The following is a 25,432-nucleotide window of genomic DNA, read 5'->3' as shown; positions in this document are numbered from 1 at the left end:
TAAATATTTGTATATTTTTGTATGTTAACATATAATAAAATATATACAGTATTAAATTATCTGAATCTTTTTTTTATTAAAAAACCCGGCTTTTGAGGTATTCTTCCCATGCTACCTGATCTGTTTTGAATGTAAGTTCAGTTAATTTTACCTGATCTACAGGTACAAGTCTGAATGCCTGAAGTTTTTCTCCAGTCTCATCTTTATCAAAATCAAAAAGTTTTTCCTTTATCGTGACATTAAGCGGCTGATTGGCCTTAACCAAATAATAGATACTAATAATCTGACTGTCATTAAAACTGGATTTCTCCCAAAAATCTGTTGTATAAATATGCTTTACAACATCCACAGAGAGTGCACACTCTTCCTCATATTCTCTTTTGAGTGCGTCTATCAGTCCTTCTCCATACTCTAATCCTCCGCCCGGAAATTTGGTGAAAGACACACTTTCAGTTTTTTCATCACTGATCAATACTTCATCATGCTCATTGATAAGTATTCCGTACACGCGCACATTAAAAGGATACATGTATTCTGTTTGTTAGGGGTTTTTCTACAAAGGCTGGAAGCCATTCTCTATACTCATCTCGTCCAGACCCATAAAGGAATAATGACGGGGAAGAAACCATACTATTGTTGTCATTATCGCTTCAAACTCTTTCTCGGTAGCGAATTGTTTAGGAATAATGTTAAATACCAAATCCTGTTTTACCGTTTCGTCATTTTTGTAATCACGGGCTATTAAAGCGATTTTAGGATTCTTTATTCCGTTGTACACCAGATATTCGCGGATATTGGCACGAAGCTGAGCCGGGAGTATGCTTTCTGAAGGCTGACCTACAAGTATCTCTTCGTCTTTGCCAATGACAGCACTTCCGTTTTGCGGAGAAAAGATACTTTCATCGGTATAGAATTCTCCGTTGAGTTTCAGATTGGTCAGATCGCCATAAGAAAATATCCAGTCCGATTGTTCGGCTCCGGCATTAATAGCGACACCAAACCCCTGACCTAAGATGTAATCAAGTTGATTTGCGATGACGAAAGCTTTAAAATCCTGATTGGATTCAATAGTCCGCAGATTGAAATAAGGAAATCCGTCAGACCCCATCATGACCTCAGGTTCGCTCAGTGTGAGATTGGCTTCAGCAACATTCGTAACAAAAGCTTCTACCCATGCGCCGTCACGCTGTGCGATAGGAGTCTGCATCAGTGAATTAATAATGACGGTTTTTTCTAAATCGCCCAGATTATTGCCGTTCGGCTGATTCTTATGATCATTAAATAAATGAATGGTACTCATTCTATGAATATTATTACAATTATATAAAGGTCTAAAAGTAAGGAATATTGTGCTATTCTATGAAAATAGGGGACTGCAATCTCACTTTATTTTTTTCGCTTGCTGCCCTTTCTTTTTGAATTCGATTTTAATTCCTTGTGTGCTAGCATTTTTTGCCAGCTCAGGACATAAGGATGTTCGGATAAGATAGGGATGTTTTTTTTGAGCGCAATCTGAAGTTTGATCAGATTAGGATTGTCTTCGGCATCACAAAAGGTATAGGTATATCCGTCTCTGATCCCTCTCGCTGTACGACCAATGCGGTGCATATACTGCTCTGATGTGTCGGGAATCTCATAATTAATGACATGATCAAGATCATCCAGATGAAGACCCCGTGAGGCAATATCCGTAGCAACGAGAAAGTTGAAATTTCTGTTTTTAAAATCTTCTACTGTTGCTGTTCGAACGGCCTGCGATTTGTCTCCGTACAATCCTTGTGCAGTGAGCCCGTGTTTTTGGAGATCACTTACAATACGATCTACACCATGTGTGGTACGCGTAAAAATTAGTGCGGTATCTATTTTATAATGATCGATCAGGTACTTTATCAGATTTTTTTTATCGTTTTTATCTACAAACAACAAATACTGATGGATCTGGCTCTGCTGTGGTTCCCGGTTCTGTACTTCGAACCGAAACGGTTGATGCAGTACTTTCGGAACAAGTTCTTCCAATTCCTTTGGAAAAGTGGCGGAAAAGAGAAGAGTCTGCTTGTCCGAAGGAAGATAACCCAGTATACGGAACAATGCGGCCATAAATCCCAGTTGCAACAGTTCATCCGCTTCATCTATTACGACCTTTTTAAAGGCAGAAAGATCAATGAGTTTCTGATCCATCAGATCCAGCAATCTGCCTGGAGTAGCGACTACTATAGCCGGATCAGTCGAAAGTTCTGCTGCCTGCTTTTCATACGACTGTCCTCCGAAGATGGATATGGTGCTTATATTTACCTCAGATGGTGTACAATTTAGGATTCGCAGATAAGTCTGCTGTGCCAGTTCTCTGGTGGGACTTAGAACCAGTGTTTTATGTTCAGATTGTTTACTTTCTGTCAAAAGATACAAAACAGGTAGTGCAAAGGCTTCCGTTTTTCCCGTCCCTGTGGGGGATATAGCGAGGACATCTTTCCCTTTCAAGATGTTCGGAATCACAGCTTTCTGTATTCCTGTAGGTTCTGTGATCTGAAGGGTGTTGAGCTTTTCGACCAGCAGCTTTGAAAGATTTAATTCTTGAAAATTCAACTTTTTTTGTATTTTGAGATAAAACGAACAAAGATACCAAAAGAAAAATAACCACTTACTTTAAACCTGACGAATTAAAACATAAGGATTTGTCATTTATTTGGCGTACACAGGTTTTTACCATATAATTTAGGGGTGTGTTGATGGATTAAAGAATTTATTTTTAGTATTTTTGTTAAAACTGAAGAACAAAAGATGTCAGGAACCATATTACAGCATATGCAAACATACGAACCTTCTAAGCTAAGTTTTGATGATTTTAGGAAAATCATTATTGCCGACTACCGTCTGGCGGTAGAAAGCAGGTTTGTAAGTTTGTTGGGAAGAAAAGAAGTATTGACCGGAAAAGCTAAGTTTGGAATTTTCGGAGACGGTAAAGAACTTGCGCAGATTGCTTTAGCAAAAGTTTTTCGGGAAGGTGACTGGAGGTCAGGATATTATCGTGATCAGACCTTTGTATTTGCTTCCGGTATTTCTACTGTTTATCATTTCTTTTCTCAGTTGTATGCGCATCCTGATCTGGAGGCAGATCCTTCATCCGGCGGAAGACAAATGAATTGTCATTTTTCTACCCGTCAGATTGATGAAGACGGAAACTGGTTTAACCAGATGCAGCAAAAAAATTCGGCATCGGATATCTCTACTACCGGAGGGCAGATGTCCCGTATTATGGGATTGGGCCTAGCATCAAAATTGTATCGTCATAATCCGGATCTGAACCATCTCTCTTATTTTTCGGATAAAGGGAATGAAGTGGTATTCTGTTCTGTAGGAAATGCTTCTACTTCGGAAGGGGTTTTCCTGGAAACAATAAATGCTGCTGGAGTCAACCAGATCCCTGTTGTGATCTCTGTATGGGACGATGGCTATGGTATATCGGTTCCCAATGAAGTACAGACTACAAAAGGGGATATTTCGGAAGTACTCAAAGGATTCCAACGTCAGGAGGGGGACACAACTGGTTTTGAAATCTTTAAAGTGAACGGATGGGATTATGCAGGTCTGGTCGAGACTTACGAGCAGGCTGTCCGTTTCGCGCGGGAAGAACATGTTCCTTGTCTGGTCCATGTTACAGAATTGACACAGCCTCAGGGACACTCTACCAGTGGATCTCATGAACGCTATAAATCTGCTGAACGGTTAGAGTGGGAGCATGAATTTGACTGTAATGTAAAAATGAGACAATGGATTCTGGAGTCTGATATGGCTACAGAAGAAGAGCTGAACCAGATTGAAGCGGAAGCTAAAGAATATGTCCGTACGGAACAGCGAAGAGCGTGGACAGATTATCATAAAACTATTAACGGAGACCTTGAACAGGCAATAAGTCTGTTGGAACAGATAGAGTCTCCTTTGGTAGAAATGCCTTTAAAAACATTAAAATCATTGCCTGAACCTTCTTTTAAAGAAGTTTATGTCAATGTACGAAGAGCAATCCGTGAACTCAGAGGCGTACAGGTTAAAGGTAAGCAGGACTTGATGAACTGGTATCATGCACAGCAACGCGTGAATGAAAACCGGTTTAACGATTTTCTGTTTACGGATACTCCTGATTCTCCGTTAAATGTAAAAGTTATTCCTGCAGAATATGATGAAGAAACACGGATTGTGGACGGCAGGGAAGTACTGAATGCTTGTTTTGATGCTAATTTCTCCAGGGATGAGCGATTGGTTGCATTTGGCGAAGATGTCGGAAAGATCGGAGATGTAAATCAGGGATTTGCGGGGCTTCAGCAAAAATTCGGTGAACTGCGAATTTTTGATACGGGTATCCGTGAATCTGCTATCATTGGCAAAGGACTTGGGCTATCGCTGAGAGGGTTGCGACCTATTGCTGAAATTCAGTATCTGGATTACCTTATTTATGCGTTACCGATTCTGAGTGACGATCTGGCCAGTCTGAGTTACCGTACCAAAGCCGGGCAGAAAGCTCCGGTCATTGTGCGTACACGCGGACACAGGCTCGAAGGGATCTGGCATTCCGGTTCACCGATGACAGTATTACTGGGCGGTTTGAGAGGACTGCATATTTGTGTGCCAAGGAATATGACTCAGGCGGCAGGGATGTACAATACACTGCTGAGAGGGGACGAGCCGGCTGTGGTTGTGGAATGTCTCAACGGATACCGTCTGAAAGAAAAGATGCCAAAGAATATTGGCGAATTTACAGTTCCTTTAGGTATAGCTGAAGTGGTCAAAGAGGGAGCAGATCTCACTGTAGTTTCCTACGGATCGACACTGAGAGTTGTTCAGGAAGCTGCTATAGAACTTGAAAAACTGGGAATTAATATAGAAATTGTAGATATTCAATGCCTGTATCCGCTGGATCGGACGGAGATATGTAAATTATCCTTAGATAAGACCAATAGATTACTTGTCGTTGATGAGGATGTTCCGGGAGGTGCTTCGGCATATATTTTACAACATATACTGGAAAATCAAAAAGGTTATTATGTACTGGATGGCCAGCCTCGTACTCTGACTGCAAAGGCTCATCGTCCTCCGTACGGATCGGACGGGGATTACTTTACTAAGCCTTCTGCTGATGACGTGATTGAAATTGTCTATGAGATGATGAATGATGCTAATCCGGAAAAGTATCCTGCACTCTATTAAAGTAGTCAGCAGGATACCTTAATTTTTTTATCCTCTAAAAGATACTGGCAGCTCCTATAATAGCAGCTTTTTCATCCAGATTGCTTCTGCCAATGGTGTAGTGTCTGAATTCTTCGGTACGGTAAGATGTTATAATATCCAATGCCTTCGCAATATTTCCGCCTATTATATAATGTGTACAGTTATATTTTTCGCTGAAAAATTTCAAAAAGTCCAGTAACTGCGCACTGTATTCCTGAATAAGCGTAGAAAACTCTGCTTCGTCCTGATGTTGCTCCAGAATCTCTTTCAGACCTTCGGCCTTATTTCCGGTCAACTCTTCAAATCTTCTCGTGAACCAACGTGTTACCAGGTATTCTTCGAAAATAGAATCTCTGTATGCTGTGTTCCAGAGATCCGCATCAAACGCTTTATTGCCTTTACTCCATACGGCACTTCCTAATCCTGTACCCAGTGTAATACCCAGTATTTTTTCCTCATTATCAAGTTTGGAAGCAAATATTTCGCCTTGCAGAAATGCGGCTGCATCATTGATATATCTGATCTCGATGGAGGAGTTGCCCATAGCCTCACGAATACCTGCAGAAGTATCCAGCTGATATAAGCTGTCATATTTGTCCTGATTGTGCATCAGGGAAATTCCTTTTTCATAATCAAAGGGACCAGGCATAGCGATACCAAGTTGTGTGATTTTTTCCGGAGATTTTGTTATCGTCTCTTTAAGATTGGATGCCCAGCTTTGAAAAATCGATTTAGCATCCGAGGAAGAATCAACACGATTGCGTGTTACACTTTCAAATAGAATGGACCAGTCAGTCGTATCGACGATAGCTGAGGTAATATGAGAGCCTCCGATATCGGAGGCTAAAATGTATCGGTTAGAAACGGGCATTCGAATAACTTTTTTGTCTTAATAAATGGTCTGTAATCACGATTGCTGCCATAGCTTCTACTATAACTACTGCACGCGGTACTACACAAGGATCATGTCTTCCTTTGCCTGAAATACTTACAGACTCTCCTTCGGTATTAACCGTTTCCTGATCTCTCATAATAGTGGCAACGGGTTTAAATGCTGTACGGAATGTAATGTCCATTCCATTGGAGATACCTCCCTGAATACCACCTGAAAAATTTGTAATCGTATGTACATGCTCCAGATCCTGATCTTCGGTCAGAAAAATGTCGTTATGTTCAGATCCTATCATTTGTGATCCTTCAAATCCGGACCCATATTCAAATCCGTGTACAGCATTGATGCTCATCATCGCTTTGGCCAGATCAGCATGCAATTTGTCAAATACAGGCTCGCCTAATCCGGCAGGTACATTGCGGATGACTGTTGAGATTTTTCCTCCTACTGTATCCCCGGCTTTACGGATGCCGTCAATAAATGAAATCATTTCATTGGCTGTAGCGGGGTCTACACATCTTACAATATTATTTTCACGTTGTTCCAGCAGTGTAGACAGATCGCTGTGATCGAGATTAGGCGCATCAATCTTTCCTACTGAAGAGACGTGTGCAAATATCTCAATGCCAAGTTGTTTTAAGAATAATTTGGCTACAGCACCGGCTGCTACTCTTGCTGCAGTTTCCCGTGCGGATGAACGGCCACCTCCGCGATAATCACGATTACCGTATTTCATATGATACGTATAGTCGGCGTGAGAAGGTCTGAATTTATTCTGTATGTGAGAATAGTCTTTAGATCGCTGGTCTTCATTGGGAATGACCAGAGCAATTGGGGTACCGGTTGATTTTCCTTCAAATACACCTGAAAGAATTTTTGCAGTATCACTTTCTTTGCGTTGAGTTGTAATCTTGGATTGTCCGGGTTTTCTTTTATCCAATTCCGATTGGATGAAAGTCTCATCGATTTCGATATTTGACGGGCAACCGTCAATAATCACACCGATCGCTTCACCATGTGATTCCCCGAAAGTCGTAATCCTGAATACTTCTCCAAATGAATTTCCTGCCATAAAGTTTAATAATGTATTAGCAAAGCGTAAAGATATAGAATAAGACCATAATATTATGGTCTTATTCTATTTTATCTATGCAGTAATGGTAAAATTTTGATTTTTTAGGTGATCCCAGAATTCGGGATATGATTTTTCGACTACCATGTGGTCTTCTATATGAATCTGATCAAATACAAGGGCCAGCGGAGCGAATGCCATAGCCATACGATGATCTTCATATGTACTGATCGCTATGTTTTCAGGTTTGAAGACGTTGGAAGTCTTCAGATGATAAACTCCATTATCTTCTAAGAGCAATGCTCCGAATTTGCCAATCTCATTCTGAAGAGCAGCAATACGATCTGTTTCTTTGATTTTGAGTGTTTCCAGACCGGTAAATGAAATGTCGCGTTTCAATGCGGCTGCACATACAATGACTGTCTGTGCCAGGTCGGGACATTCTTTGAAGTCAAAAAGAGTCTGATCAGAGTCAACTGCTGACTTGCGAAGGTGGAGTCCGTCCTGTTCAAAAGAAGAACGTACGCCGAAGTGTGTCATTATATCTACTATTGCGCTGTCTCCCTGCAGGCTGTTCTGCTTCAATCCGGGAAGCACAATATGTCCGTCTTTGGATAGCGCCACTATTGCATACCAATAGGATGCAGCACTCCAGTCCGGTTCTATATATAAAGTAGCTTCTTTTGTTTCCTGAGGAGCTATCTCAATAGCATTTTCACTCCAAGTGTGAGATATACCCGCCTCTTTGAGCATATCTAATGTCATCGATACATAAGGTCTTGATGTCAGTTCTCCTTCAATATGAAGTGTAAGACCTTTTTTCAATGCCGCTGCGATCAGTAACAGTGAAGAAATATACTGACTGCTTATATTACCTTTTATGGAAACTTCATTTTTATTCTGAAACATTCCTCCTTCTATTTTCAAAGGGGGATATCCTGCTTTCTTCTCATAATGTATATCTGCACCTAATGTTTTTAATGCATCAACGAGAATACCTATAGGACGCTGTTGCATCCGCTCTGTACCTGTAAGGATAAAATTGCCTTTTACTAAGTTGAGGTAAGATGTCAAGAAACGCATTGCTGTACCTGCGGGTCCGATGTTGATTGTTTGGGTTTCGGATTGTGGCTCAGCAGCGATCTTTAAAGCACGTTGCATAATTACGGTGTCATCAGCATTCGAAAGATTTTCGATACGGACATTACCTTTACTCAGTGCCTGGATGATGAGGGCACGGTTGCTCTCAGATTTAGAACCTGTGAGCTGTACCGTACCTTTTATAGTTTTACCTGGATGGCTTAATGCGATGCTAGAATGCTCCATTACGCCTCCGTAGCTGGTGTGTTGTTCATTACTTCATTTTGTCTGCGGATAGACTCATTGTGTAACAGTTCTAAGAATTTTACTGTAAAATCCTGATCTAAGTTTAATGCATTGGCTAATTTTGCACGTTTTTGGACAATTTCATCCCAACGCGAAACCTGTAAGATAGTTACATTATTATCCCGTTTGTATTCTCCGATTTTCTCAGCAATTTTCATACGGTCTCCGATCTGCTGGATTATCCTGTCATCCAGTTTGTCGATTTCGGCACGTAGTTCAGAAAGTTTATCTTCGAAAGCAGGGTTATCGGATTCCGGACGACGTAAAGATAGGTGACCTACCAGTTCAGCCAAAGCTGCAGGAGTAAGCTGTTGTTTTGCGTCTGTCCATGCTACTGAAGGATCGATGTGTGATTCGATGATTAATCCCTGCATATCCATGTCCATTGCTTTTTGTGCTATGTACGGGATCAGTTCGCGATTTCCGCAGATATGACTTGGATCGTTGATAACCGGAAGATCAGGAATTAAGGTTTTCAGCTGAATAGCAAGATCCCACATCGGTTCATTTCTGAATGCTGTCTTCTCGTAGGAAGAGAATCCTCTGTGAATAGCGGCTAATTTTTTAATACCTGCACGGTTGATACGCTCTAATGCACCTACCCATAAAGACAGATCCGGATTCACAGGGTTTTTAACTAATACAGGTACATCAACACCTTGTAAAGCATCTGCTATTTCCTGTACAGTGAACGGGTTTGCTGTAGAGCGGGCACCAATCCAAAGGATATCTACTCCTGCAGCTAAAGCTTCTTCCACGTGTTTAGCGGTTGCAACTTCTGTTGCGGTCAATAATCCTGTTTCTTCTTTTGCTCTTTTTAACCACTCCAGGCCAATACTTCCTATACCTTCGAATTCTCCCGGACGGGTACGAGGTTTCCAGATTCCGGCACGTAATACATTTACTTTGCCGGTATTTGCCAAAAGGTGAGCTGTTGAAACCAGTTGTTCTTCAGTCTCTGCACTACAAGGGCCTCCGATGATCAATGGTCTGTCTCCGGTATCTAACCAGGATTTTAGCGGAAGGATGTCTAATGTGTGTTTCATTTTATTGCGTATTTTATATTTTCAGTTTATTAATTACAATTTCTCATTTTTAATGTATTCACCCATGATACTGAAGTTGACAGTATGCTTCAATACTTTGCGGATAGCCGCATCGTATTCGGATTGTTTTTTCCATTCGACATCTACATAAAAATCATAGTCATTACGACGTCCTACGACGGGCATAGACTGGATCTTTGTCAGATTGACATTTTGCTCTGCAAAACACTGAAGTACATTGGCCAGCGCGCCTACTGCATTACCGGTTTGGAAAGATAAAGATGCCTTATTCGCATTTTTCTGTTCCACAACTTCATCTGCAAGAATCAGAAAACGTGTTGCGTTCTTTTTGTTCGTTTCAATTCTGCGTTCAATAATTTCAAGACCGTAAAGTTTAGCGGCAAGTTCCCCCGCAATCGCTGCTGTGGTGGTCAGCTTTTCATCTGCTATCTTCTTTGCTGCAGCTGCTGTATCTGTGAACTCTTTCACCAGAAAATGAGGATGATCTTCCAGAAAGGCATCACACTGACGGATAGCAATGGGATGAGATTCTACAATCTTGATATCTGCTAATTTTACCCCCGGCAGCGCTAGCAAGTGCTGTTGGATGTGCAGATAGACTTCACCTACAATATGAAAGCGGTAGTCACGCAACAGATTGTAATTTTGAAGAATACTTCCGGCAATTGAATTCTCTATGGCCATGACCACATAATCTGCTTTTCTCTGTTTCAGAATATCACAGGTTTTTTTGAAAGAATCACATTCGACAATTTCTATATCATTGCCAAAATATTTGAAGGCTGCTTCTTCGTGAAAAGAGGCCTTTGCCCCCTGTATTGCAATTTTTAAGCTCATTTTTCTTGTTAACTTTCCAAAAAAAAAGGTCCCGAATATTTCCGGGACCCTCTATATATCTGTATAACTTATATCTATATACTAGTCCCTGCTCTTATTGCTAAAATAAAAGAAACCAAAAAATAGATATGTGTTATTATGTTTCATTTTCTGTGTCTCGTGTTTGACATTTCAAATGTACGGCAAAAAATTAAAAATCCAAATAAAATTTAAAATTTATTGTTTTTTTAGTCATTAAAGATGTGTTTTTTATGTTGATTTTTAGGTGTAAAAAATAGCTAATATTTGTGTTAATTTTGTGTGAATTTTATGTTAAAATTACTTCTTTTATTTTGTTTATATTTTAATAAAATATTTATATTAAACTATTTGTGTGTTTTATTTGCTTAAATTAATGCTTGTATATTTGGTTGTTTTTCTTGTGTTTTTTATGGCCTTTTTTATTAAAATTTCTTGTATTTTTTTTGTATTATTTTTATTTAAAATATGTGTTTTTTAGAAGGTTATTTTGTTTGGAATTATACTTTTCCTTTAATTATTTTGGTTTTACTAATTTTGCAGCTTCCCTTTTATAATTTATATGAAGATACTTTTGAGGTGTTTACCTCTGTTTTTTATTGCTTTTACTTCTTTTACAGATCAGTCTAAAAGATTAGAAACTGTGTCTGATCACAGTTATATAGTGCGCCGGGTGATTGATGGAGATACCTTTGTGATTGAGGACGGCTCTTCCAAAGGAACGAAAGTGAGGTTTATAGGTATAGATGCTCCTGAATCCCGAAATACAGGGCGAAAACTGATTGGCTATTTCGGAGCGGAATCCAAAAAATATTTAACAGAACGTTTAAAGAATAAGCATGTTAGTCTTACTTTTGATGTTGCAACGCGGGATCGGTATGGCCGCCTGCTGGCTTATGTGTATATCGATAGTGTATTGTTAAATGCAGAACTTGTAGAAAAGGGATATGCGGTAACAATGACTGTTCCTCCAAATGTGAAATATGCAGCGTATTTCAGAGAACTGGAGCGAAAAGCCCGATTGCATAAGGCCGGACTCTGGAAATAGAAGAATATGATATTTGTTTTTTTAAGTGTTATCTGTAGTGTATTAGTCGCCATTTGTATTAAATGGGCCAAAGGCAAAGGTATTAATCATTTACAGTTAGTGTTGTGGAATTATCCTGTAGCTTTGTTGATGACATGGGTATTTCTAAATCCCGGGCCTGTACGCTGGAATAATCCTATTCTTCCCTGGAATCTGTATTTGCCCTTAGGTATTCTCTTGCCTACATTATTTCTAATCATTGCGCTTTCTATAGAATACAGCGGTATTGTAAAGACAGAAGTTGCCCAAAGACTTTCCTTGTTTATTCCGCTTACTGCTGCTTTTCTGTTATTTGGAGAGCGTATTGAGTCCGGTAAAATAACAGGACTTGCAGTAGGAGTGATAGCTATCATCTGTTCGATCGGATGGAGTAAGGGTGGAGAGAAATCAGGAAAACAGACTTCTGCTATTATATATCCGGCTATCGTATTTATTGGGATGGGATGTATAGATGTGCTTTTCAAGCAGGTGGCACAGCATAAAGAGATTCTCTATACGGCTTCCATGCTGATCATTTTTGCACTGGCATTGTTGGTGGCATGTGGATGTTTGTTTTATCTGTTGTTTTGGAAAAAGCAAAAGTTTGATATACAGTCCATGTTTGGCGGGTTGGTTTTGGGTGTTTTCAATTTCGGAAATATTATGTTTTATATGAAAGCACATCGCGCTATTCCGGAGAATCCATCTATAGTATTTACTTCTATGAATATCGGGGTGATTGCTTTCGGAGCATTAGCCGGTATCTTTTTATTTAAAGAAAAATTGTCTATATTGAATAAGGCGGGACTTGGTCTGGCTGTAATTTCTGTTTTATTAATTGCTTATCTGTGAGTTTATTTGAAGATACTTATCGTACTATTGAAACACCCTCCGAAGGAATTTTTCGGGACAAAGGGAGTAAATTTATTGCTTATGCCTATCCGTTCAGAGATGAAGCTGCATTGAAAACTGTAATTCAGGAATTAAAGGACTTACATCCTAAAGCGAGGCATCACTGCTGGGCTTATCGTTTGACACCGGATCGTGCAGTATTCCGGGTAAATGATGACGGAGAACCTTCCGGTACGGCAGGCAGACCTATTCTCAATGTGTTGCTTTCTCAGGATGTGACAAATATCCTGATTGTAGTGGTACGTTATTTTGGAGGTACACTGTTAGGTGTTCCCGGATTGATTAATGCCTACAAGACAGCTGCACAGGAAGCACTGACAGGTTCTGTGATTGTAGAACGTACTGTGAATGATGTGTATAGTGTGTCCTTTGACTATCTGCAGATGAACGATGTAATGCGGGTAGTGAAAGAGGAAGAGTTGATCATGTTGAAGCAGGAGTTTGATAATAGCTGTTATATGGAGCTGGAAATCAGAAAAATGCAGGTCAATACGGTTGTGAAAAAAATGAATTCAATAGAAGGAGTAGGTCTTAATTACTTAAAAACAATATGATCCCAGCATCTGAACTTATTATAAATACAGATGGAAGTATTTACCATCTGAATATTATGCCGGAAGATCTGGCAAACACTGTCATAACAGTAGGTGACCCGGACAGAGTTGCAGAAGTGTCTAAATATTTTGACCATATAGAACTTAAGAAAGGTAAACGGGAATTTATCACGCATACAGGTACGGTTCGTGGGAAAAGAATTTCTGTCATCTCTACAGGTATTGGTACTGATAATATTGATATTGTACTGAATGAACTGGATGCATTGGTCAATATTGATTTTCAATCAAGAGCACCTAAGTCAGATCTGATCAGTCTGGATATCATTCGTGTAGGTACTTCCGGAGCTGTACAGGCAGATTTGCCTATGGGAACAATACTCGCTTCCGAGATCGGGATTGGTTTTGATGCTTTGATGCAATATTATAAGCGAGCGCTCTCTGCTTTGGAAACAGAGATTCAACAGGAAATCGGGCAACAGTTTCCGGACCTGCATTTTCAACCTTATGTGGCGCAGGCGAGTGATAAATTACTGAAACAGTTTGCATCTGAACTTCCGAAAGGAATGACTGCCACTGCTCCGGGATTTTACGGCCCTCAGGGAAGGGCATTGAGAACGCAGAATGTTTACCCTGATTTTATAAACAAGATTAACCGGTTCAGAGTCGGTGACAGAAGGATTACTAATCTGGAGATGGAAACAGCGGGAATATATGCAATGGCTGCGGCTTTGGGGCATCATGCATTGTCCATCAATGCCATATTAGCCAGTCGTGTGAGCGCTACATTTAGCCCGGAACCTCAAAAGATAGTGGAAAAAGCTATCCAATATGTTCTGGAAAGGATATCATATAGCTGATTTACTTCTTTTGAAACCAGTGCTTTTTCTTTCCAGGGAGAAAAAGGGAGGAGAGATGTGGCATTCTGATTTTACTGTTGAAAGGAGTCTGTTTTACAAATCCTTTCTGAAGGTATTAGGTTTGTCCGGAATTGATAACAGGTCATCTGTTGGCGTTTCCGCCAACAGTATATTCTACTTAAATCTTTAAATTAAGCTACACCTTTTCTGTTTGCATCAAATTTGAGCATGATAAACAGGAGTATGGTGAAGCTCCAAAGGGAGGATCCTCCGTAACTGATAAAAGGTAAGGGAATCCCGATAACAGGAACTATACCTATCGTCATGCCGATGTTGATAAAGACGTGAAAGAATAGGATAGACGCTACTCCATAGGCATAAATCCGTGCAAAGGCAGATCGCTGTCGTTCGGCTATATTGACGATACGAACCAATAAGGTCATATAGACAGCTATAAGAATCGTACTTCCGACAAATCCCCACTCTTCACCTATGGTACAGAAAATAAAATCGGTACTCTGTTCAGGAACAAAGTTATATTTAGTCTGCGTTCCCTGTAAATATCCTTTACCTAGTAACTGACCCGATCCTATGGCGATCATGGATTGATTGAGGTTGTAACCTTGACCTTTCGGGTCATCCATTTTACCTAAAATGATATCAATACGGTTACGTTGATGCTGTTGTAAAATATGCTCGTATGCAAAATCCACACATAGTATGTATGCTGTGGAGACGACAAAGAGTATAGAAATATTGATAAGGTATTTTCGTCTTTTTCGAAGGCTGAAAGCGAAGAATCCACAGATAGCCAGTAAAGAGCCTATCAGTATCCACTGATTTACCAATAGTGCAAGTACAAACAGTAAGATACACATACCAATAAACAGCAGGAAGCCGGTGTTGACATATCCTTCACGGTAGAAGACAAATATTAAAGAAAAGAAAGCTAACGCTGATCCTGTATCCGGCTGGAGCATAACTAACATAACCGGAAACAATACAATTCCTGCACCTATAGCCAGTGTTTTCATGGTAGGAGCTTTATTGCTCTGACTGCTGAGGTAATAGGCCAGCAACAGACAGGTCGCCAGTTTTCCGAACTCGGAGGGCTGCAGCCTGAAACTTCCAAGTGGTATCCAGGCCTGATTACCGCCCACATTTCGCCCAACGACCAGTACGGCTATAAGGAGGAGGGTAACGACTATGTAGATAACCGGAGCGGAAGAGCTGAAGAACTTAGCATCAATAATCAAAATACTGATCCCGATAATGATAGCAGAAAAGATATAAATGGACTGTTTACCGTAGTTTGTCTGCAGGTTGAACAATTCCGGATGTTCCGGATCAAAGACGGCAGCATGAATATTGAACCAGCCAATAAGACAGAGGGTTAGCCACAGCAAGATTGTTAACCAATCGATTCTCCCGAAGAAGGATTTTTGCTTAACATTATTCATATCTTTTCTTTATTTGGCTATGGTGAACTAATACTGATTTTCTGTCGTCTCTTATTGCTGCAGTCTGCTGAACTGTTTTTGCCTTTGTTTTTGTACTATCTTTTTTCACGTCCTCTTTCTTCGGTTTCGGAATTTCCTTTTTCGGCATGAAGCTCGCATTATAGATGCGATCCTGAATGTACTTAGGCATAGTGATGGTATCCTTGACATATTTTTCGACCATCATACTGGCAATAGGTCCTGCCCATACACCTCCGTAACCGGCATTTTCAACAAATACAGCAATTGCGATTTTTGGATTTTCACGTGGTGCAAAAGCAAAGAATACCGCATGGTTTTCACCGTGTGGATTTTGGGCAGTTCCTGTTTTTCCACACATTTCTATTCCATTAATTCTGTTGGAATATGCTGTACCTCCCGGTGAGTTCACGGCCTGACTTAAGCCTTCTATCACCATCTGGTAGTATTTCGCATCTACTCCGGCAGAAATTTTTTCTGTAAATTCTTCTTTCAGGATTTTTTTGTCACCTATTCCTTTGATCAGGTGAGGACGGTAATAAAACCCTCTGTTGGCAACTATGGCCATGATATTTGCCATCTGCAAAGGAGTAATACCCATTTCTCCTTGTCCGATGGATAAGGAAATATTGAATGAGGATCTCCATTTGTCATTACCATATCGTTTCGTATAAAAGTCTGAAGTAGGTAACAGACCTGGTTTTTCTCCCGGTAAATCGATTCCTAATTTATGACCTATACCAAATTTCATAGTAGCCTCTCTCCACAGATCATATGCCTTTGGTCCGGAAAGTCCTCTTGAGTCTATCATCCGGGCATAAGTGTATCCATAGTAAGTATTGCAGGAGCGTTGTATAGATTTGACGAGACTGGTCGGACCATCGACGTGTGTACAACGCATAAATCCGCGTCCGCCTCCGTAGCTGTATCCTCCGGGACAATTAAATACGGTGTGCGTATCTATCATACCAGCCTGTTGTGCTGTCAGGGCTGAGACGACCTTAAATACCGATCCCGGTGGATAAGAAGCCTGAATAGGCCGGTTAAACATGGGTTTGGTCGGATCATTCAGTAATTTCATATAATTGTTGCCTCTCTGTCTGCCCACCATCAGGTTGGGGTCATAACTCGGGCTACTTACATAAGCCAGTATTTCTCCGGTAGAAGGCTCGATTGCAACAATAGATCCGAGCTTATTCTTCATTAATTTTTCGCCGAGGATCTGCAGTTCTTTATCCAGCGAGGAGATCAATCCGTCTCCGGCTACGGCAAGTGTATCGTACTTCCCTTCCATGAAGACTCCTTTTGGTCTGTTGAGCGCATCGACCATAAGATTTTTAACCCCTCTTTTGCCGCGTAGAAGATCTTCATATGCCCGTTCTACTCCACTGGCACCAATATAATCCCCCGGTCTGTAAAAGCCATTGGATTTTTCAATGTCGCGATCTCTTACTTCCTCAATATAACCGAGGAACTGTGCTGCAAGACTGTCCGGATAACTACGTACCGTACGATTCTGTACATAGAATCCTCTGAATTTGTAGAGGTGTTCCTGAAGGCGTGCATAGGTCGTTGCCGAAAGTTGTTTTTCAAATTGAGAGGCTCTGAATGGAGAATGCGCACGTGCTTTGGCCATCCTGTTGTCAAATCCGGCTTTATCAATATCTATTAGTGAGCAGAGTAAAGCGGTGTCTATATCTTTCACTTCTTTTGGAGTGACCAACAGATCGTAGACGGGCTCATTCTGCACCATTACCTTACCGTTGCGGTCTAAGATGACCCCACGGGCAGGATATACAATGACTTTTCTCAGGACATTGTTATTAGCAGACAGAAGATAAGTATCGTCAATGATTTGAAGATAAAAAAGTCGAGCAATCAGTATAATGGCAACGGCAATAAATATCCCTTGAATGACGTATTTACGAGCAAAAAAACTGTTCATAAACCGGAGGTTTCCTTCGTTATTAGAAAAATGTACAGAATTGATTATGCATTATATCGGGTCTTCTTTCTAAAGAATAATAACCCGGATAATAGGATGATAATCAGTGTAAAGATACAACTTAATCCGATACTTAAGAGTGTATATTGAAATTGGTAAAATGAAAATACTTCTAATATATACAATACCGTATGGTGGACTAAGATGCCGAAAAATGTATAGGAAAGGAACCATTTAAATCCCATTTCTCCTAATGATGGGGTCAGGTAGGATTCTTTCATATCTACTTCCAGTGTGATGTTGTGGAAAAAGATCCTGTACCAGGCTAATGCTACACATGCTGCGGCATGGACGCCCAGTGAATCATAGAATACATCTACTGTCAGCCCGGTCAGAAATGCCAGTACGTACAGTAAAAGATTGGGAATACCTATAGGTAAGAGAAGAATAATAAGAATATAAGGGAAAGGGCTTGCGAGATTGTAATAACCAATATTCTTGAACAGGAAAACCTGTAAAAGAATAAGGACCACAAAACGTAAAAAATTAATTAAAACCGTTCTACCCATTGTCGTTATTCGTTTCTTCTAAAAGTCTTTTTTCTTCAGCCATTTTATCTTTAAGAATATATACATGCTGAAGATTTGAAAAATTGGTGGAAAGTAATAGTCTCAGATCCAGAAAACTTTCACCGGAGGTAATACCTGTCTCTACGATTCGGCCAACTTGTATTCCCTTCGGGAAAATTGAAAAACCGGAAGTGTATACCTGTTCTCCTTTGGCTACTTTAACATGATTAGGAATATCACGTACCATAGCATAACGTGAATCCCGGTTGTTTCCCCACATTAAAGATCCGAATACTTCTGATTTGCCCAGGGTGACGGAGATACGGGTGTCCGGATGCAATAGAGACTGTACTGTACAGAAGTCTTTTGAGACATTCAGCACAATACCCACAACACCATTGGATGTGATGACTCCCATGTCTTTTTCCACTCCGTCTTTAGAACCTTTATCCAGCGTTAGATAATTGCTTTTCTGATGAATACTATTGTTGGCTACATTGGCAACAATAAACTGATAACGTCCTTCTTCTATGCTGTCTACCAGACGTACGCTGTCGGAACTGTCTTTGACGGTATAGCGTTGCAGCTGGTTATGAAGGATCGCATTTTCCTTAACGAGCTGGTCATTGGCATCAGCCAGTGCAAGGTAGCTTTTCCAGGAGTTAACCTTAGCATACATACTACCGATCACGACATTGGAAGAATTAAAAGCTGATGCGCGTTGGAAGTTGTTGTTTTTGACAACAAGTATTACAGAAAAGACAAAAAACAGGACAAACCAAAAAAAGGCGTTATATCTAATTAAGAATAACCAAAGGTTTCTCATGTTATTGCTGGTGTTTTTTAACAACTACGCGATATAGCAGGGTATTCCTGTCTATATCGCGTAGCTGGAATTGATGTTCAAAGAATTACTGCATTAAAAACTTGAATTTACCAATATTTTTTAATGCTGTGCCTGTACCGCGTACAACAGCACGAAGAGGGTCTTCTGCTACGTGAACAGGAAGTTTTGTTTTAGCCTGAATACGTTTGTCCAAACCTCTCAGTAATGCTCCTCCTCCGGTCAGGTAGATACCGGTCTGATAGATATCTGCTGATAGTTCTGGTGGAGTTATTTCTAATGCTTTCAGGATAGCCTCTTCAATTTTAGAAATGGATTTATCCAGACAATGTGCAATCTCTGTATATGAAACGGTGATCTGTTTAGGAATACCTGTCATCAGGTCACGTCCCTGTACTGCAAAATCCTCAGGTGGCTCCTGCAACTCAGGAAGAGCAGCGCCAACTTCAATTTTGATTTTTTCTGCTGTACGGTCTCCGATCATGATATTATGTTGTCTTCTGATATATTGTACAATATCGGAGTCAAAATTATCTCCGGCAACACGTATAGACTGATCGCAAACGATTCCAGATAATGCGATGACAGCAATTTCTGTTGTACCACCACCGATATCGATGATCATATTACCAACCGGTTCTTCTACATCGATACCGATACCGACAGCTGCTGCCATAGGTTCGTGAATCAGGTATACTTCTTTTGCTCCTGCAATTTCTGCAGAATCTCTTACTGCGCGTTTCTCGACTTCTGTGATTCCGGAAGGGATACAAACGACCATTCTGAGCGATGGGAAAAACCAGCTTTTTCCGTTGTTTACTAATTTTACCATTCCTCTGATCAGATGCTCAGCGGCCGTAAAATCAGCGATAACACCGTCACGAAGAGGACGTACGGTTTTTATATTATCGTGAGTCTTACCTTCCATCTGCATAGCCTGACGGCCGATCGCAATTACTTTATTGGTAGTGCGGTCAAATGCAACGATAGAGGGTTCGTCTACTACTACTTTGTCATTGTGGATAATCAGGGTATTAGCTGTACCCAAATCGATCGCAACTTCTTGCGTAAACCAGTTAAATAACCCCATTTAGTGAATTTTAAACGATTTTTTATTAATATGCAAAACTACTGAAAAATTATCAATCTCTGTGTACAATGAAAAAAAATTATTTGGTTCAAAATGAACCGAAAAGAATCTTTTGATAGGTATTAAATCGTTAACGGAAAAGGAGGGATTATCGTATAATTTTACTGCTTTTTTTATTGTTAAAATTTAAAAATGCCCCATTATTTTAATATTAGTTGTTAAGTAAACTAATCGTTTACTCATAACCATTATTAGGAAGATTTATGCTGTTCCTTATGTTGAGTTTTGATTCTGTTTTTAAATAAATAGAGCTGCAATTTGCAGCTCTATTGGGTTTTATTTTGCACCCGGTGGGCAATAAGTTTTAAGGAATTTGGTAAACAAAGTTGACAAATGTTTTGTTGTTCCGGCTCCTTCGTTGATAGAATGGCTACGGTTTGGGTAGGACATCAGTTGAAATTGTTTATTATATTTTACCATTTCGTTGATATATACTTCTGTGTTTTGGTAGTGTACATTGTCATCGCCTGTCCCGTGTATGAGTAATAAGTTCCCTTTTAGGTTTTTGACGTAAGATACAGGAGATCCTTTTATAAAGTCTTCTTTATTTTCCTGCGGTAAGCCCATGTAGCGTTCCTGATAGATGTTGTCATAAAACAACTGGTTTGTCACAGGAGCAATGGATATTCCGGTTTTATAGATATCCGGATATTGTCCCAGGAGGTTAAGTGTGGAAGATCCGCCACCGCTCCATCCCCATACGGCTATTCGTTCGGGGTCTACAAAATTCCATTTCAGGATTTCTTTTGCTCCCATTGCCTGATCACGAATGTTGAGACGACCAATATTTCTGTAGATAGATTTGCGCCATACCCGGCCTTTCGGTGCTGGTGTACCACGGTTCTCCAAAGAAATATAGATGTATCCGTCATCTGCCATACTGCCTGTATATAATGGATTATATCCCGTGTAGGTGTCATCCGTTACGGTTTGTGCTGCAGGCTCTCCGTAAACATAGAATACAACCGGATATTTTTTAGCAGGATCGAAATTTTTTGGTTTTACCATCCATCCGTCCAATTCTATGCTATCCTGCGTTTTGATTTTGATGAATTCCACATGTTTCGCTAATCCTTCTTTAACGGAAGTTGGTTTTGCCATTTCTTTATGTTCCGGGAGGGTTACCACAGATCCAGTAGAGCTGAATGTCGTACTCTTGCTGTTGAAAATGGCAAGTTTACCATTGGAAGAGATTGTATAGGTATTTGTGCCTTTATACTGAGTCGGAGTTACGCGACTGGCCTGCCCACCATTCAGGCTGATTTTATACAAAAACTTTTGCGTTGCATTAGCAGGGGAAGCCGAGAAATAAATAAGATTGGCTTTCTGGTCAATATTATCTACTTGTATAACATCGTAGTTGTCTTTTGTAATCAGGCTTTCCTTACCCTGCATGTCAATTTTATAAATCTGTCTCCATCCGTTTTTTTCGGATAGCCAGATAAATTCTTTTCCCTCATTGATCCAGTCCCAACCGCTTGGGTCTCCGTTATTCCAGCGGGCTTTAATGTCTATCCATGCTTCATCGGTTTCCTGATGGATGGTTTTGGACGTCGCATTTATCGCATCACATACGATAATTTTGCTCACATTTTGTTTTCGGTTCAGCTGTTGGAGTATGATAGATCTGGAATCCAGCACCCATTCCATGCGCGGGACATAATGCTGAATATCGTCTCCTTCTATCCCGGCTTTTTGGGTGCTTCCGTCAGATACATTATAAAACCATATTGTACAAGAGGAGGGATTCATACCTACTTTCGGATATTCTACCGGAATAGTAAAAGAATACAGGCTATCTGTATTGTTGATCATCAGGAAATTACGGGTTTCTTTTGCATCTAATTTCCAATAGGCAATTTTTGTTCCGTCAGGTGACCATCGGAATCCGTCCTGACATCCGAACTCTTCTTCGTAAGCCCAGTCAAATGTACCGTTGATAATGCGATCTGTGCCGTCTTTGGTTATAGCCTTGAATGTATTCGAAGAGAGGTCTTCTATGTAAATATTATGTTTGGAAACATAAGCGACTTTTTTGCCATCAGGCGAAAACTTTGCAAACATCAGAGAGGATACTGGCAATCCTTTGCCCAGTTGAACAAGCTTTTTGGTTTTTTTATCAAAGATCCAGTAATCTCCTCTTGTATTATCACGCCATACCCGTTGCGTATTGGCAAAGAGTAAAAGACTATTTCCATCAGGAGATACCTGAAAACTCTGGACTTCCAGAGCTTGCGCAGAATCTTTAGGGATAAGTTCCTGTGTCGTCAGAAAAGGTTTGTTCTGATCAGAATGCAACAGATCCACAATGTCGATTCCTTTGGCAGAGAATGAATAATAGGCATTGCCATCTGCCGTCCATTGCATTTTTTGAGCGAAAGCATTACTTACTAATAAGATGCAAAATATGGATAGAAAATATGTGTTGAATTTTATCATAAAATAAAAATTATGCTGCTAATAGTTTGATCTGTAGTTCTCAATTTCTTCTGCGGTCTTCATGAGTTCCGGGCCTAATAACCGATAGCCATCTGCTGTGATCAGGAAATCATCTTCTATACGGACTCCGCCGAAATTGCGGTATTCATTTACTTTATCATAATTGATAAAGGCGCTGTTTTTGTTCTCTCCCTGCCAGATGTCAATCAGTTCAGGAATAAAGTATATCCCGGGCTCTACAGTGACCACATGGCCAGCTTTCAGTGGTTTGCCCAGACGAAGGGATTTCAGTCCGAATGTGCGGGTATCTTTTGGTTCGTCCGGAGTGTATCCCACATACTGTTCTCCGAGATCTTCCATATCATGCACGTCCAGTCCCATCATATGCCCGAGTCCGCATTGAAAAAACAGCGTATGGGCATGTGCTTTTACTGCTTCTTCAGCATCGCCTTTCATCAATCCAATGGATTTCAGCCCTTCGACAAGGGCAAGGCAGGCTTTAAGATGAATATCTTTAAAATTTATATCGGGCGAGAGCGCATTTCTTGCATTCGTAAAAGATTGCAGTACGATGTTGTAGATTTCTTTTTGTTTGGTGCTGAATTGCGGATCTGCCGGGAATGTACGGGTAAGATCTCCGGCATATCCCATTGCCGTCTCTGCACCGGAGTCATTTAAAAAAAGATCTCCGCTTTTAAGGGTATTCAGACGGTAGTGATTATGCAGTATACCACCGTTGATAGTTACAATAGGGGGATAAGCCATTTCACAACTCTGATCAGCAGCCAGATGCTGGATAGCATTTGCTATCTCAAATTCCCGGATCCCCGGTCTGACTAGTCGCATAGCGAGCAGATGCATTTCGGTAGAAACACGAATAGCTTCCTCTATTTCCCTGATCTCCTGATCTTCTTTGATCTCTCTTTGCTTTACGACAGCTGTTATAAAAGATACCGAGGACTGAATAGCAGATACAGAAATACTGAATAGTTGCGTCAGTAAGATCTTATTGGAAGGCTGATAAGGAGGGAGATAATGTACCATGCGATTCTTGTTGTTCTGCAGATAAGTTGCCAGAGCCGAGAAAGATCGTGTCTCGGTGACACCTGAACGTAAGCATTTCTCTTTTAATGTCTCCTGTTTACCCATCCAGACAATATCATCGATACTTAATTCATCGCCAAATACAATGGTTTTATCTTCATCGATATCGATAACTGCGGCCAGGCGGGGTTCCTGTATCCCGAAATAATATAAAAAAGTACTGTCCTGACGAAATCTGTATGGATTATGTTCAAAATTGACCGGATTTTCAATATTTCCCAAAAATAGGAGAATACCACGATCCATATTTTTCTTTAAGACATTTCTTCGTTCCTGATAGGAATGTGCTGTAAACATATAGTTGCTGTTTAATCTGTTAAAATTAAGGTATTTCGCTGTTGAAGACAGGATGATTATCTGTTTTTTACATTTTCACTTTGATATAATAGTTAAAGGTATCAATGTCAATGTTTTGTCTGTTCAATTGCTCTATAGGTACAGGCTTAAACTGCTGATCAAACGTGTATTGTTCTTTTGCTTCTCCTTTTTTACCAATAGCTATCGGCATTTTGAAATCTTTGACTTCACTGATCCATCGGGCTGCAGGCATACCTTTATTGTTCCAAACCACTTCCAGTGTAGGAATGTTGGTATGCTGTACATACTGCTCAAAAACTTTTGACAGATCTATACCCGATTCACGAGATACATAAGAGGTGATATCCTGATAATCCACAGTTTTATGATAGAATTTTTTGTTTAATCCCCGCAAGATTGCACGCCATTTTTCATCATTATTTATCATGGAGCGGATCATATTATGTAATACTCCGCCTTTGAGATACATATCACCGGATCCCTCTTTGTTTACATCATATGGGCCCTGCATAGGAGTGTCATTCAGGATACCCCGACGATTGCCGTTTACATATTCCTGACTGGCGTGTTTGCCATAATGATAGTCAATGTATAATGCTTCGGAATAGTTTGTGTAGCTCTCATGGATCCAGAGATCAGCGACATCTTTGGCCGTTATATTATTCCCGAACCATTCGTGGCCGGACTCGTGGATAATAATAAAATCCCATTTCATTCCCCATCCTGTACCGGAACTTTCTGTGCCCAGATAACCGTTTTTGTACTTATTACCATAAGCAATGGCACTCTGATGTTCCATACCCAGATGGGATGTTTCGACCAGTTTATATCCATCTTCATAAAAAGGATAGGGGCCAAACCAGTGTTCCAGGGCTTCAAGCATGGGTTTGACATTTTCACCAAAGTGCTTTTTAGCGATGGTTTCATTTCCGCGAAGGACATAATAATCAATGTCCAGTTTACCTTTTTCTCCCTGATAGGCATCCTGCATATGTACATAATCGCCTATATTCAGCGCCACATTGTAGTTGTTGATCGGATTAGAGACACTCCAGTGGTAAGTTGTATATCCGTCATTACCCTTTTCAACGCTTTTAAGCCGGCCATTAGAAATATTCATTAAAGAGGAGGGAACTGCAACTGAGATCAGCATACTGTCTACCTCGTCAGACAGATGATCTTTATTAGGCCACCATGCACTGGCACCCAGACCCTCACATGCTGTGGCTATCCAGGGATTTCCGTTTTTATCCTTTTTCCAATCGAATCCTCCGTCCCAGGGTGCACGTTGAGCCTCAACAGGATTGCCGGAATAATAAACCTCAAAGGATTCCTGATTTCCCTTTTTTATAGTTTGTGGAAATGATATAAAGACAGCGTTATATTCTCTTCTGAAAGGCAGGGTTTTGCCCTTATATACAACTTTATCAATAGTCAGGTTTTCAAAGAGGTCAAACTGTAATTCTTTGAAGTCCGTGACTGCCTCGAACCGGAAGAGGTTACGGCCTGAAATATACTTTTGCTCAGGGTTGACTTTTATGTTAAGATGATAAAATTGCACATCATAGCAGGTCCGCAGGGGAGTAAGCTTCCCGCGTAAGGAATCAGCCCGGGTAAAACTGTTTTTAGGGTGTAAGAGTTGCGAATAAGATTGTAAGGAGAACAACAATAACAGCAAAAGAATAGGGTAGCGCATAACCG

Annotated in this window: 21 protein-coding genes; 5 read left to right on the top strand and 16 right to left on the bottom strand. The window is 40.4% G+C overall.

The features are described from left to right. Nucleotides 1-76: 76 nt before the first annotated feature. The 3 genes from I6J03_RS02785 to I6J03_RS02775 form a co-directional block, all read right to left on the bottom strand. Entirely contained in the window at nucleotides 77-529 is a 453-nt protein-coding gene (locus I6J03_RS02785; RefSeq protein ID WP_003010559.1) for an NUDIX domain-containing protein, read from the bottom strand. Nucleotides 530-553: 24 nt separating this feature from the next. Beyond that, nucleotides 554-1,300 (bottom strand): hypothetical protein, encoded by a 747-nt coding sequence (locus I6J03_RS02780; RefSeq protein WP_003010561.1) that lies wholly within the window; start codon nucleotides 1,298-1,300, stop codon nucleotides 554-556. Nucleotides 1,301-1,386: 86 nt separating this feature from the next. Continuing rightward, a complete protein-coding gene (locus tag I6J03_RS02775) occupies nucleotides 1,387-2,583 on the bottom strand; it encodes a DEAD/DEAH box helicase (protein ID WP_003010563.1) in 1,197 nt (398 codons plus the stop codon). A 195-nt stretch (nucleotides 2,584-2,778) separates the two neighbouring features. Here I6J03_RS02775 and I6J03_RS02770 point away from each other — a divergent pair, with 195 nt between their 5' ends. After that, a complete protein-coding gene (locus tag I6J03_RS02770; RefSeq protein WP_003010565.1) occupies nucleotides 2,779-5,199 on the top strand; it encodes an alpha-ketoacid dehydrogenase subunit alpha/beta in 2,421 nt (806 codons plus the stop codon). A 34-nt stretch (nucleotides 5,200-5,233) separates the two neighbouring features. Here I6J03_RS02770 and I6J03_RS02765 read toward each other — a convergent pair whose 3' ends face one another. The 5 genes from I6J03_RS02765 to I6J03_RS02745 all read right to left on the bottom strand — a co-directional run bounded on the left by I6J03_RS02765 (nucleotide 5,234) and on the right by I6J03_RS02745 (nucleotide 10,474). After that, nucleotides 5,234-6,091, bottom strand: a complete 858-nt coding sequence (locus I6J03_RS02765) for an ROK family protein (RefSeq protein ID WP_003010566.1) — start codon at nucleotides 6,089-6,091, stop codon at nucleotides 5,234-5,236. After that, the gene (aroC, locus tag I6J03_RS02760) at nucleotides 6,078-7,184 is read right to left on the bottom strand and encodes a chorismate synthase (RefSeq protein ID WP_003010568.1); all 1,107 of its coding nucleotides are present in this window, start codon (nucleotides 7,182-7,184) and stop codon (nucleotides 6,078-6,080) included. The genes I6J03_RS02765 and aroC overlap by 14 nt, the downstream gene beginning before the upstream one ends. Nucleotides 7,185-7,259: 75 nt before the next feature. Further along, nucleotides 7,260-8,510, bottom strand: coding sequence for a 3-phosphoshikimate 1-carboxyvinyltransferase (aroA, locus tag I6J03_RS02755; protein ID WP_003010570.1), 1,251 nt, complete (start codon nucleotides 8,508-8,510; stop codon nucleotides 7,260-7,262). Further along, entirely contained in the window at nucleotides 8,510-9,616 is a 1,107-nt protein-coding gene (locus I6J03_RS02750) for a chorismate mutase (protein ID WP_002993601.1), read from the bottom strand. Before I6J03_RS02750 ends, aroA begins: the two co-directional genes overlap by 1 nt. Nucleotides 9,617-9,649: 33 nt before the next feature. Further along, nucleotides 9,650-10,474, bottom strand: a complete 825-nt coding sequence (locus tag I6J03_RS02745) for a prephenate dehydratase (protein ID WP_003010574.1) — start codon at nucleotides 10,472-10,474, stop codon at nucleotides 9,650-9,652. Nucleotides 10,475-11,135: 661 nt separating this feature from the next. Between I6J03_RS02745 and I6J03_RS02740 the strand changes: the two genes are divergently transcribed. From I6J03_RS02740 to I6J03_RS02725, 4 genes are read left to right on the top strand one after another with little or no spacing between them, the layout of a single operon-like run. After that, entirely contained in the window at nucleotides 11,136-11,540 is a 405-nt protein-coding gene (locus tag I6J03_RS02740; RefSeq protein ID WP_232279808.1) for a thermonuclease family protein, read from the top strand. A gap of 6 nt (nucleotides 11,541-11,546) precedes the next feature. After that, a complete protein-coding gene (locus I6J03_RS02735) occupies nucleotides 11,547-12,410 on the top strand; it encodes an EamA family transporter (protein ID WP_003010582.1) in 864 nt (287 codons plus the stop codon). Next, entirely contained in the window at nucleotides 12,407-13,024 is a 618-nt protein-coding gene (locus tag I6J03_RS02730; RefSeq protein WP_003010586.1) for an IMPACT family protein, read from the top strand. The genes I6J03_RS02735 and I6J03_RS02730 overlap by 4 nt, the downstream gene beginning before the upstream one ends. Next, complete coding sequence (locus I6J03_RS02725; RefSeq protein WP_201694137.1) at nucleotides 13,021-13,884, top strand: nucleoside phosphorylase; 864 nt, start codon at nucleotides 13,021-13,023, stop codon at nucleotides 13,882-13,884. The genes I6J03_RS02730 and I6J03_RS02725 overlap by 4 nt, the downstream gene beginning before the upstream one ends. Nucleotides 13,885-14,075: 191 nt before the next feature. On the opposite strand, the gene rodA is transcribed toward I6J03_RS02725, so the two are convergent. From rodA to I6J03_RS02685, 8 genes are all read right to left on the bottom strand, one after another. Next, nucleotides 14,076-15,344 carry a rod shape-determining protein RodA gene (gene rodA / locus I6J03_RS02720; RefSeq protein WP_003010601.1) on the bottom strand — a complete coding sequence of 423 codons (1,269 nt, stop codon included), beginning with the start codon at nucleotides 15,342-15,344 and terminating at the stop codon, nucleotides 14,076-14,078. Next, nucleotides 15,337-17,307 (bottom strand): penicillin-binding protein 2, encoded by a 1,971-nt coding sequence (gene mrdA, locus I6J03_RS02715; RefSeq protein WP_003010603.1) that lies wholly within the window; start codon nucleotides 17,305-17,307, stop codon nucleotides 15,337-15,339. Before mrdA ends, rodA begins: the two co-directional genes overlap by 8 nt. Nucleotides 17,308-17,351: 44 nt before the next feature. Next, nucleotides 17,352-17,876 carry a hypothetical protein gene (locus tag I6J03_RS02710; protein ID WP_003010604.1) on the bottom strand — a complete coding sequence of 175 codons (525 nt, stop codon included), beginning with the start codon at nucleotides 17,874-17,876 and terminating at the stop codon, nucleotides 17,352-17,354. Next, complete coding sequence (gene mreC / locus I6J03_RS02705; RefSeq protein ID WP_003010605.1) at nucleotides 17,869-18,702, bottom strand: rod shape-determining protein MreC; 834 nt, start codon at nucleotides 18,700-18,702, stop codon at nucleotides 17,869-17,871. The genes I6J03_RS02710 and mreC overlap by 8 nt, the downstream gene beginning before the upstream one ends. A gap of 85 nt (nucleotides 18,703-18,787) precedes the next feature. After that, complete coding sequence (locus I6J03_RS02700; RefSeq protein ID WP_002993616.1) at nucleotides 18,788-19,810, bottom strand: rod shape-determining protein; 1,023 nt, start codon at nucleotides 19,808-19,810, stop codon at nucleotides 18,788-18,790. 336 nt (nucleotides 19,811-20,146) lie between these two features. Then, nucleotides 20,147-22,309, bottom strand: coding sequence for a S9 family peptidase (locus tag I6J03_RS02695; protein WP_003010606.1), 2,163 nt, complete (start codon nucleotides 22,307-22,309; stop codon nucleotides 20,147-20,149). A gap of 18 nt (nucleotides 22,310-22,327) precedes the next feature. Continuing rightward, complete coding sequence (locus I6J03_RS02690; RefSeq protein WP_003010607.1) at nucleotides 22,328-23,710, bottom strand: aminopeptidase P family protein; 1,383 nt, start codon at nucleotides 23,708-23,710, stop codon at nucleotides 22,328-22,330. A gap of 67 nt (nucleotides 23,711-23,777) precedes the next feature. After that, on the bottom strand, nucleotides 23,778-25,427 hold the full coding sequence (locus I6J03_RS02685) for a M1 family metallopeptidase (RefSeq protein WP_003010608.1): 1,650 nt from the start codon (nucleotides 25,425-25,427) through the stop codon (nucleotides 23,778-23,780). Nucleotides 25,428-25,432 lie beyond the last annotated feature (5 nt).

The sequence above is a fragment of the Sphingobacterium spiritivorum genome (assembly GCF_016724845.1).
In the GTDB taxonomy this organism is placed as follows: domain Bacteria; phylum Bacteroidota; class Bacteroidia; order Sphingobacteriales; family Sphingobacteriaceae; genus Sphingobacterium; species Sphingobacterium spiritivorum_A.
Note: the sequence above shows the minus strand (reverse complement) of the source record. Positions and strands in the feature narration are given on the sequence as shown.

Coding starts and splice junctions, on each gene's coding strand:
- I6J03_RS02725 (WP_201694137.1), top strand. CDS start 13,021: ATGATCCCAGCATCTGAACTTATTATAAATACAGATGGAAGTATTTAC.
- I6J03_RS02745 (WP_003010574.1), bottom strand. CDS start 10,474: ATGAGCTTAAAAATTGCAATACAGGGGGCAAAGGCCTCTTTTCACGAA.
- I6J03_RS02765 (WP_003010566.1), bottom strand. CDS start 6,091: ATGCCCGTTTCTAACCGATACATTTTAGCCTCCGATATCGGAGGCTCT.
- rodA (WP_003010601.1), bottom strand. CDS start 15,344: ATGAATAATGTTAAGCAAAAATCCTTCTTCGGGAGAATCGATTGGTTA.
- I6J03_RS02770 (WP_003010565.1), top strand. CDS start 2,779: ATGTCAGGAACCATATTACAGCATATGCAAACATACGAACCTTCTAAG.
- aroC (WP_003010568.1), bottom strand. CDS start 7,184: ATGGCAGGAAATTCATTTGGAGAAGTATTCAGGATTACGACTTTCGGG.
- mreC (WP_003010605.1), bottom strand. CDS start 18,702: ATGAGAAACCTTTGGTTATTCTTAATTAGATATAACGCCTTTTTTTGG.
- I6J03_RS02690 (WP_003010607.1), bottom strand. CDS start 23,710: ATGTTTACAGCACATTCCTATCAGGAACGAAGAAATGTCTTAAAGAAA.
- I6J03_RS02780 (WP_003010561.1), bottom strand. CDS start 1,300: ATGAGTACCATTCATTTATTTAATGATCATAAGAATCAGCCGAACGGC.
- I6J03_RS02695 (WP_003010606.1), bottom strand. CDS start 22,309: ATGATAAAATTCAACACATATTTTCTATCCATATTTTGCATCTTATTA.
- mrdA (WP_003010603.1), bottom strand. CDS start 17,307: ATGAACAGTTTTTTTGCTCGTAAATACGTCATTCAAGGGATATTTATT.
- I6J03_RS02710 (WP_003010604.1), bottom strand. CDS start 17,876: ATGGGTAGAACGGTTTTAATTAATTTTTTACGTTTTGTGGTCCTTATT.
- I6J03_RS02700 (WP_002993616.1), bottom strand. CDS start 19,810: ATGGGGTTATTTAACTGGTTTACGCAAGAAGTTGCGATCGATTTGGGT.
- I6J03_RS02685 (WP_003010608.1), bottom strand. CDS start 25,427: ATGCGCTACCCTATTCTTTTGCTGTTATTGTTGTTCTCCTTACAATCT.
- I6J03_RS02735 (WP_003010582.1), top strand. CDS start 11,547: ATGATATTTGTTTTTTTAAGTGTTATCTGTAGTGTATTAGTCGCCATT.
- aroA (WP_003010570.1), bottom strand. CDS start 8,510: ATGGAGCATTCTAGCATCGCATTAAGCCATCCAGGTAAAACTATAAAA.
- I6J03_RS02785 (WP_003010559.1), bottom strand. CDS start 529: ATGTATCCTTTTAATGTGCGCGTGTACGGAATACTTATCAATGAGCAT.
- I6J03_RS02750 (WP_002993601.1), bottom strand. CDS start 9,616: ATGAAACACACATTAGACATCCTTCCGCTAAAATCCTGGTTAGATACC.